This is a genomic window from Pelatocladus sp. (assembly GCF_059505505.1).
Window position 1 is genome coordinate 1 of the sequence record NZ_JCACKS010000091.1, and the last position, 9,166, is coordinate 9,166.

Below are 9,166 nucleotides of genomic sequence, written 5' to 3' on the forward strand. Positions count from 1 at the left end.
TCTCATGATGTAATCTCTTTGTACTTCAATTTGAAGTGCGGAATGTGGGTTGTAAATCTTGGTCAAGTCAATTTTGTTGACAGTTCTGGTTTAACTTCTTTGGTGGCAGGAATGCGCGATGCTGACAAAGTTAAGGGTAGTTTCCGTATTTGTAATGTTCACCCAGAAGCCAAACTGGTTTTTGAAGTGACAATGATGGATACGGTATTTGAAATCTTTGAAACTGAGCAAGAAGCTTTAGAAGGTGTACCTCGTAGCATAGCTAGCTAAGTAAGTCAGCACAAACCCGCAATTCCTCCCGACACCGAAATTGGGGACTTCGGTGTCGGGAGAAATTGCGAGACTAGCTAGGCAGGCGGGAGTCCCCACACCATAATTTTTGATTTGGTGTGGCGGCGGTTGCCTCGTGAGTTGAGGAGAATTCCCCGACCTATGCGTTGGCGCAGCCTGCCGAAGGCATAGCGAGGGAGGGGAATTGCGACGAAACGAACAATTTCCTGCGCTACTCAACAGGTCGGTCTTGTTCTTCGATGTACTGTTTAAGCTGCTCAACCGTCACTCCTCCACAAGATGCAATAAAGTAGCCATTTGTCCATAAGACATCTTTTCGGTAGAATTCATTGAATCGAAGGTCAAGCGTAAAGGTCGTAACGCAATGAAGACAACGTATCAGTACAGATTTTATCCAGACACTAAACAAAAACTAGAGCTTAACGAATGGCTCAGAATATCTCGCTATTGGTACAACCGCCAGTTGGGAGATAGGTTTGATTGGTGGGAGATGAATCGTACCAGCGTTAACGCCTGCCCGTTGGTGAGCAGCATTGCGGACTTACGCGATAAGCCAAATTTCTATGCTCAGAAAAAGCAATTACCCACTCTGAAGCAGGATTTGGTTAAAGTTTGGCATAGCGGTGAATTGCTTGATTTCTCTCGCGTGGATGCCAGTGTTTTACAGGAAGTATCCAAGCGAGTAGATAAAGCATTTGAGCGGTTTATCGTGGGAGATAGCAACGGCAATAAGTCAGGCAAGCCCCGATTCAAGACCGTTGCAGACTTCACAACGATGACGTTTGCAGATGGCAAGGCAATCAAAATCTCTTTGGTTCGCAAACATTGGATGTATATCCGATTACCTAAGTTGGGCGTGGTCAAAGTTCGGATGCACCGCCATATCCCAGCCATGTTCACCATTAAGCAAGTCAGTGTTACCAAGAAAGCCGATGGTTGGTTCATGCAGATGATGTTGGAAGATCCAACTGTCCCGGACTTTGCGCCTGATAGTGTGATTCCAACTTGGGGTAACTCGCTTGGTATCGATGCCGTGCTGAATGAGGATGTCTATCTGGCGACCTCAGAAGGTAAAAAACTACCCTCACTGAAGCCACTCAGAAAGAATCAAGCCAAGCTTGACCGCATTTCAACGAAGCGAAACAAACGTAAGCGCGGTTCCAAGTCGCGACGCAAACTGGCAAAACGAGAAGCAAAACAGCATCAACGGATTGCCCGTTCTCGTAAAGATTTTCAGTACAAAACCGCTCACAAATTAGTGAGAACTCGAAAGAAAGTCTTTTTTCACGAAGACCTTAACCTCAACGATTTGACTAAACGCAACAAAGCCAAACAGGATGAGTCAGGAACGTTTCTTCCGAATGGTCAATCGGCAAAGTCAGGGCTAAATAAGTCTTGGTCTGATGCTGCGTTTGGTAATTTCTTCAAGACGCTGGACTACATAGCCGCAAAAGCTGGAGCAGTCGTCATTCCGCAAAAACCTGCTTATTCGTCAATGATTCTTTGCTATCGAGATGAAATCATTTTCACCGATTGCAATATCAGAGACTATTGGGATGAGCAACACTCTTTAAAGGTTGACCGCGATATCAATACTGCCATCAACCTAAAAAGGCTTGGGTTGGACATTTTCCCAAGCATAAAACGCCGTAGTGGGAAGTTAATCGTAGTTGGAACTATGGATCACATTACCACGAAGGAAATCCTACACACCCTTCATCGGGCTGTTGGAAGCCTACCCTGTAATCTTTGATTCAGGGTAGGAGGATGTCACTTAATTGAGGGAGACTATTGCAATCTTTTTAGCTGACTTTAAAAGTACGCACCCTTTGTTGTAATTGCTGAGAAATTTCCATAGTTTGCTTTAGTAAGATAGATGTTTGGCGCGAGGAATTACTGGTCATATCCGATATTTTGGAGAGTTCCCCCATCAGTGCAGAGACTTCTGTTGATGTTTGCACCTGGGAAATAGTCGCAACGGAAATTGAGTGTACCAATTGATCAATTTGACGACAAACATCTAGGATTTGGTTTAAATTTTGCTTGGTATTTTGCACTAAACGAGTGCCTTCAATCACCTGTGTGGTTCCCAATTCCATCGCTTTGACAACCTCACTAGTTTCCAACTGGATATTAGCAACAATTTCCTCAATCTCAGTAGTTGCTGTACTACTGTGCGCTGCTAAGATGCCTACTTCTTGAGCAATTGCCAAAAAACCCTGAGCTTCTTCACCCGCATGTGTTGCTTCAATCTTTGTTTTAATAGCTAACAAGTTAATTTTCATGGCAATCTCATTAATTAATGCCACCACACGGGAAATTTTTTGTGAAGATTCCCCTAATCGTTTGACTTGTTTGCCAGTGTCGTCTACTGTTTCTCGCAAAACCATAATGTTCTCAACTGTCAAATCCATTGCTGAACCTCCAGTCTCTGCAACTTGGTAGGCTGTACGAGCAACTTCTGCTGCTTGTTCGGCGGTTTGTGCCACATCTATGATCGAATGCTGCATTTTGTCAACAGCTTTGAGAGTCCGGCTGATTTCCTTTGTTTGTTTGAGAGACTCAACTGCGAGTTGATCCATTGCTTCAAAATTACTAGCGATCGCTACATCTACCTGAGAAGCAGTCTGTTTGACTTGGATAATAATTTCTTGCAAGTTTTCCAAGATATAGTTCAAAAATTCAGCAATTGTGCCAATTTCGCCGGATGAAACTTCCGCACGTACTGTCAGATTTCCTTGGGATGCTTCCTGAACTTGATCAATAAGTTGCAGTAACTGCAACTCTAGTTGTTCTTTCTGTAAACGTTGTTGTTGTGAAACTGTTTCTGCGATCGCTCGCCCTTTTTGGGCTTGTTCTAATAAATTCGTTCGTTCTAATGACAGACCGACTATTCTAGCAAACTGCTCGAACAAATCAATTTCTGACTGCTGCCAAAATCGTGGCTGGGAACATTGATGAGCAACAAGTAAGCCCAATAATTGATCATCCAATAGGATTGGAACTGCTAAATGTGCTTTGACAGCAAACCGTTCTAGTTGCTGAATATAACAATCACTTAAATCTGTTTGGTAGATATCATTAATGGCAACAACCTCACCCAGTGGATGCTTATCGATATAATCTACTAGACAAGGATCATTGACTTTTACTCCCAAACAGCGAGGCCAACCCGTCTCTACTGATTCAGCAATGATACTACCAGAAAAATCTTCGTCGATTATATAAAAAATTACTCTATCAACTTTTAGAGCTTGATGAAGATTTTGTACTGCTAAATGATAAATATCTTCAGAACTATTAGCTCTAGACAAACTAATAGCAGTATCTTTAAGAATCTGGGTAACTTCTAGCAAACTGACACGTTCTAACGTCAATCCGACTTGAATTGCTAACTGTCGTAAAAAATTAACTTCATAGGGCTGCCAAATATGGGTATTGCGACAGTGATGAGCAATCAAAAAGCCAAAGAATTGCTCATTTTTAATGATAGGAACAACTAAGTTTGCTTTAACTTGTAATCTTTCCATTAACTTGAGATGTTCCGCACTCAAGCCTGCTTCCAAAATATTGTTGACGATTGAAACACGACCTTTGATGTAAGCTTCAATCAAGTTTGGAGAAATACAAGCATCATGAATCGAATTTTCCACAGTTACGGGAAAATCGGTCACAACAGATTTGGCAATTACTTTCCCACCTGTACAACTGTTGAAGCGATAAATTACAACTCGATCTGCTGTGAGTGCAAGTCTGGCTTGTTGTACTGTAAGGTTGAATAATTCTTCAGAAGTACTAGACTGTCGAAGAGAGTGTAAAATATTTGTTAATAACTTTAATTCTTCAGTTTCATCTGTTTGCTCTTTCAGCAAGTTTTGCAGTTGATTTGCCATTTGGTTAATGTTAGAACCCAAGACTGCAAATTCGTCAGAACCAGCTATAGCAATACGTGTATCTAGACTGCCTGTAGCTAATTTTTTGACTGCGGTAGTAGTAGCTATAATCGGTCTAATCAGGCGGTTAGCAAGAATTGCCGCAATACTACCAACAAGGAATGCGATCGCGATAGTTCCTATTTGGAAAGCTAACAATAATTGTCTTTGATTTGCAAAGGCTGTATCTATATCTGTAGTTAATATTAATCTCCATTGAATATCCGGAAGTTCCTCTATTTTTGATAGAGGTACATAGGTGACTAATTTTTGACTATTTTCTTTTTTATCAAAAAATATTTGACTCGTTACCTGATTTTCGATTGGCGATGGCTTCCATTCGGGGAATACTTCTACTAAATTCTTACCCCATTGATATCTTTTTTTACTAAATATTATTCTTCCTGATGAGTCTACTATAGTGTAATTGTCTTCATTAATTTGGAAAATGGCCAGTGCCTGATCTAATGATTCTATAGGCATAACTGCCCGTACAATATATAAAGTCTTCGCCGTACTACTATCTTTAACAGGTGCAGCTAAATATATCCTGGAATTTTCTAACTTTTTTAATGACAAAATTGGACTTATATAAGGCTTGTCAGTATTGCGTACTACTTGAAAATAATCCTGATTTTTTTGATTAGAAATCTGTTGACCTTTCGAGTCAGCAACTAGATTACCATTGAGGTCTAATAAAGCAATACTCTCAAACTTTTTTCCCGTACTTGATATATAATTCTTTAATTTTGCTTCAAGATTTTGTCTATTTTGAGCTTGCTGTATCTGAAAATCACCAAAAAAAAATTGTTGAGAAATCCTCTGAATATCCTCAGAGTTTACATACAGAAAATTATTTATATGATCTGCTAATAACTTCGCTTTATCTTGCTTAGTTTCCGTAATTTCTTTCATTGTTGATTGACTTACCAATCGATAAGCAAGCCCTCCAATTGTTAATGCAGGTAGCATACCGATTGCTACAGCAAACACAAGCATTTTTGTACGCAGGCTCATCTCTCTTATCGATGAGAAAATGCTCTGGAGGGAGAAGTTAAAATAATTATTGTTGGGCTTTTTGACAGGTTCTTTCTGTAATGGAAGCATTGGTTTCTTCACTTGTGCGGTTTTTTATGGATTAGTTTTCTGAACCTCAACTACCTTTTATATCATGTCCGCTTGAACACTTGAAGCAAATTTGCGACTATAAAGCTTCTCTGTTGCTTAAATTGACACCAATGTACAGCAATGAACTCTACAGAGTAATAAGTTGAATTATAAATATCCTTCCTTGTTAGCAAATTTACGCAAACGTGGTAAGCACTGACGTTGATAAAAGCTGCTCAAAGTAGAAACTGGTAGATTATATTCTGCTGATAACTCCTTCCAGCCTACCTCTGGTGGTAAGCGTTTCAAAATTAACACTTGACAATTGACATGCGGATGTCCTTGAACGTGAGTGCTGCATAGTTCTCCATCAATATCTTCTTGGACCCATGACTTCACCGTTTCTAAAATTGGAGGTATATCAGGAGAAGCAGGTAACTTATCTTCAGGATATATAGTTTCAATGCGATCGCCAGAAGCAGACTGATTAATACTGGGAAGAGCTTTTTTAGCATTTTCCTCCCGTTGTTGAGTGTAAAAATCTTGCAGTCTCCATCTCAAATAAGCATTCAACCAAGTAATCACAGATCCCCGCGTTGGATCATATGCTTTACAAACATTGGCACAGAAGTACAACCACGTCTGTTGCAGCGCATCTTGATAATAAGGTGTACTCTCTTTCCAAAGTTTGCCAGTACTCAAGCGAATAATTTGTGTCAATCGCTTTTGACGCTGTGGACTTCCAACTGGATATCCACAGGCTTCATCAACTAAGCGTCGTAAGTTTTCCTCCAATGTTTGCATAATATTTTCAGGAACACAGCAAGCCTTTTCTAAGTATTGCGTAGAATTGGCATTTGAGATCGGGGATTGGGGATTGGAGATTGGGGATTGGGATGAAGATGTGGTGACACGGAGAATTGATCAAAAATATTCCCCATTTCCCCGATGTCCCCCGTGTCCCCCGTGTCTCCTTTGTCCTGATCCCCGATCCCTGATACCCAATTAAACTACAGTCCTATCCAAGAAAGAAGCACTCGCCACCAAGAAACACTAACCTGACCGTTGAGGTTCATTTTTTTACGGATATCTTGAATATTCCAATTGGTTAGTTTAGCAAGAGTTTGTGCTTCTTGTTCAAAGCGTTTTCCTAAAGACCTTTTGTATTCTCTACCTGCTTGACACTTTGCTTCACCTGTGAATGGATGTTGCAAAATATAACGTCCTTGGAAGTTTTGACGGTTAGATGTTTCTTGGAAGATTAAATCTTCGGGAAATTTGTCGCGGGTGTAGCGGACGTGGAGACGAGTAATAAAAACGTTGTTGGAAACAATAGAACCACGAAAAGGTGCTGGTTGATTAATATCTGGAGGGAAATCATTTAACCAAAATACACCTGCTTGTTTGAGTTCTTCTGAGTTTAGCGGTTCAGCAGAACAGGGATCACAATTACCCATATTCCAAGCGTATTCTAAAAATCCCACTTTCCGATTTTCTTTTGTATAAGCAGTTTGAAACATAGATTTATAAAATTCGCCAAATTCGTTTTTGACAAACAAAGGAATATTCGTGTCAGAAGGAACTTTGACGGTGCGGTAGTTGGTAAGTTCTGCTTGTCCTTTAGGCGAAAGAATATAAACTATTAAATCTTGATCTGTTGCAGCATTGATCATACCCAAACGAATTGGCAGCATGAATTTGGGCGACTGGTAAGATATTTGCAAGGGACGCAAGTTTTGATAACCCGTCTGATCAAATTTTTCTAGATTGACTTTAGCCACAAAAAACTTCATCTTTTGGCGAATGTAAGGCTTTAGTAACTGTTTCGCTCCTCTGGGAATTTTGTAACCGTTACGAATTAGCCAAGTTTCCAACCCGCCTGATTCTTTGGCACTCAAAATTACAATATCGTATTCACCAACGTTAAATCGTGCTTCAACAGTCACACCCAAATTCTGACTGCTGTTTCTTCTGTGTCCCTGACTTTCTGCTGATGGTGCTGGCGCAGCTTGCAACAATCTATCTTCGTAGACAGGAGCGCAAGGATCAGAGTCATAATACTCTACTAATCGTGGTGCGCTAAAAGCATCCAAACGTTCGATAATTTTAGGATTGCCGACACGTACTTGTTCTTTTTGGATAACAGTAGGTACAGGTACAACGATCGCAAAATCTTTCACATCTCCTTGATAATCATTAGCCATCGTCAACACAGTCCGATCATCATTATGTGCGATCGCCACCTGCGAAGCCTTGTTATACAATTTCGTATCCGCTTTAGCAACATAAAAACCGCAAAAAGCCCAAGCTGTAGGTGCAAAACAAAATACAATCGCAAATATCAGCAGTAACGAAATCAAGAATCTTAAGTGTTTCATAAATTTAAGTTTTTAAGTGATTAAGCAAAATTAAATTCATTTGTGGAGGTCAGGGAACGGGGAACGGGGACTAGGAAGTAACTTGTTAAATAATTCTCTGTTGTCTTCCTTGTCATCCATGTCCCCCTTGTCCCCAATCCCCCCTCCCCACCCAAAACGAGGTGCTTCCCAAATCACATCCAGTAGCACCGTCAAAGGGGCTAGGGTAAATAATGCCCAGAAAACAGCAGTAGAGAGAAAAAAATAATTCCGTAAAATAAAAGTTAATATGGCGATGCACATTGCCCAAACTACACGCGCCATACGAGCATTGGGAATTGAGCGAGGATCTGTCACCATGAACAAGGCAAAAAGTAGCAAAGATCCGCTCATTAAGCGGTGACAATAAACATCCCAAGTCCAACTCAAATAAAAATTACGCATTGCTTCTAAGACAGCATATGCACCCAAAAAAGCAGCTGTCGTGTCCCAACGTCCGACTTTTTTGAGAATCAAGCCACCAGTTCCAACAAATAACAACCCATACCACCAATCTTCACCCCACTGTCCCGGAGAAACCCAAGCATCGGGAGTGAGTATTAAAGCTGAGATAATCCCAAAATTGGCAGGGTTAAAGAAATGTTTATCGCCTATTTTGAAGACAAACTTACTGGCGATCGCAACTACTGCTGCAAATACCATTGTCGTCCAATGGTCAGCCCGTAATAGTAAACTAAGTCCCAAAGCAGTAATTAAAGGACTGCGAAGATTTGTTATTTGTCCCTTGTCATTTATCCTTTGTTCTGGATAAATAAATTCTGTTAACCGACCAATGAGGAATGACAACAACCATTGTGTTGACAGACAAGTAACTATTGTTACCGCAATCCACTCTGATCGTAATGTCCAGTCTCTTGTGCCGATTCCCAGTACCAGGAACAAAGACAGAAAAAGAATTTGATAATCGCGTATATCTCGTATACCGTTGAACATCATTACCCGTTAATTCAGGGATTACCCTTAAATTTGTTCTAATCTAGACGGGTAAAGGCTGAAACTATGGCGTTGTTACAGAATTTGTTACACAAAGAGGTAGAAAAATGCATTTTTTGACTTTTGCATCATTAGACCTCTTGCAAAAGTCGAATGAACCCCCCTCAATCCCCCCGTGAACGGGGGGAAGATTTAGTTCCCTCCCCGTTTACGCTTAGGGTTAGGGTGGGGTAAAAATATTTTTGCAAGAGGTCTATTACCAACAAGAGCCAGAGGCTTTCATTATTGCGAGTAGTAGTCCACCACATTAATTTTGATGGGCTGCAAGATCCCCAACTTTTTTAAAAAGTCAGGGATCTGTCCCCTCGCAACTTCTCAGAACTTATGTGCTGAAGTACTAGTAGAAAATGTGAGCAATTTAATGTTTGTAGGCAATACCTTCGCCAAAATAAAGAGGGCTTTCCGTAGTAGAGTTATTGTTTACCA

General features: G+C 40.6%; 6 protein-coding genes and 1 pseudogene. 2 read left to right on the top strand and 5 right to left on the bottom strand.

Annotation, left to right across the window (positions count from 1 at the left end; all coding sequences use genetic code 11):
- Positions 1-270: STAS domain-containing protein (locus tag AC5JMK_RS08320; RefSeq protein ID WP_495909847.1), on the top strand; the 270-nt coding region annotated here is incomplete at its 5' end.
- Positions 271-502: 232 nt separating this feature from the next.
- On the opposite strand, the pseudogene AC5JMK_RS08325 reads toward AC5JMK_RS08320, so the two are convergent.
- A pseudogene (locus AC5JMK_RS08325) lies at positions 503-616 on the bottom strand (transposase); the annotation flags it as partial.
- Between the two features lie 39 nt (positions 617-655).
- Here AC5JMK_RS08325 and AC5JMK_RS08330 point away from each other — a divergent pair.
- On the top strand, positions 656-2,044 hold the full coding sequence (locus tag AC5JMK_RS08330; RefSeq protein ID WP_495909848.1) for an RNA-guided endonuclease InsQ/TnpB family protein: 1,389 nt from the start codon (positions 656-658) through the stop codon (positions 2,042-2,044).
- Between the two features lie 49 nt (positions 2,045-2,093).
- On the opposite strand, the gene AC5JMK_RS08335 is transcribed toward AC5JMK_RS08330, so the two are convergent.
- From AC5JMK_RS08335 to AC5JMK_RS08350, 4 genes are all read right to left on the bottom strand, one after another.
- Entirely contained in the window at positions 2,094-5,240 is a 3,147-nt protein-coding gene (locus AC5JMK_RS08335) for a GAF domain-containing protein (RefSeq protein WP_495909849.1), read from the bottom strand.
- A 258-nt stretch (positions 5,241-5,498) separates the two neighbouring features.
- Positions 5,499-6,134 (bottom strand): hypothetical protein, encoded by a 636-nt coding sequence (locus AC5JMK_RS08340; RefSeq protein ID WP_096675904.1) that lies wholly within the window; start codon positions 6,132-6,134, stop codon positions 5,499-5,501.
- A 206-nt stretch (positions 6,135-6,340) separates the two neighbouring features.
- Complete coding sequence (locus AC5JMK_RS08345) at positions 6,341-7,708, bottom strand: DUF2330 domain-containing protein (RefSeq protein WP_495909850.1); 1,368 nt, start codon at positions 7,706-7,708, stop codon at positions 6,341-6,343.
- Between the two features lie 36 nt (positions 7,709-7,744).
- Positions 7,745-8,683 (bottom strand): RnfABCDGE type electron transport complex subunit D, encoded by a 939-nt coding sequence (locus tag AC5JMK_RS08350; protein ID WP_495909851.1) that lies wholly within the window; start codon positions 8,681-8,683, stop codon positions 7,745-7,747.
- Positions 8,684-9,166: the final 483 nt, after the last annotated feature.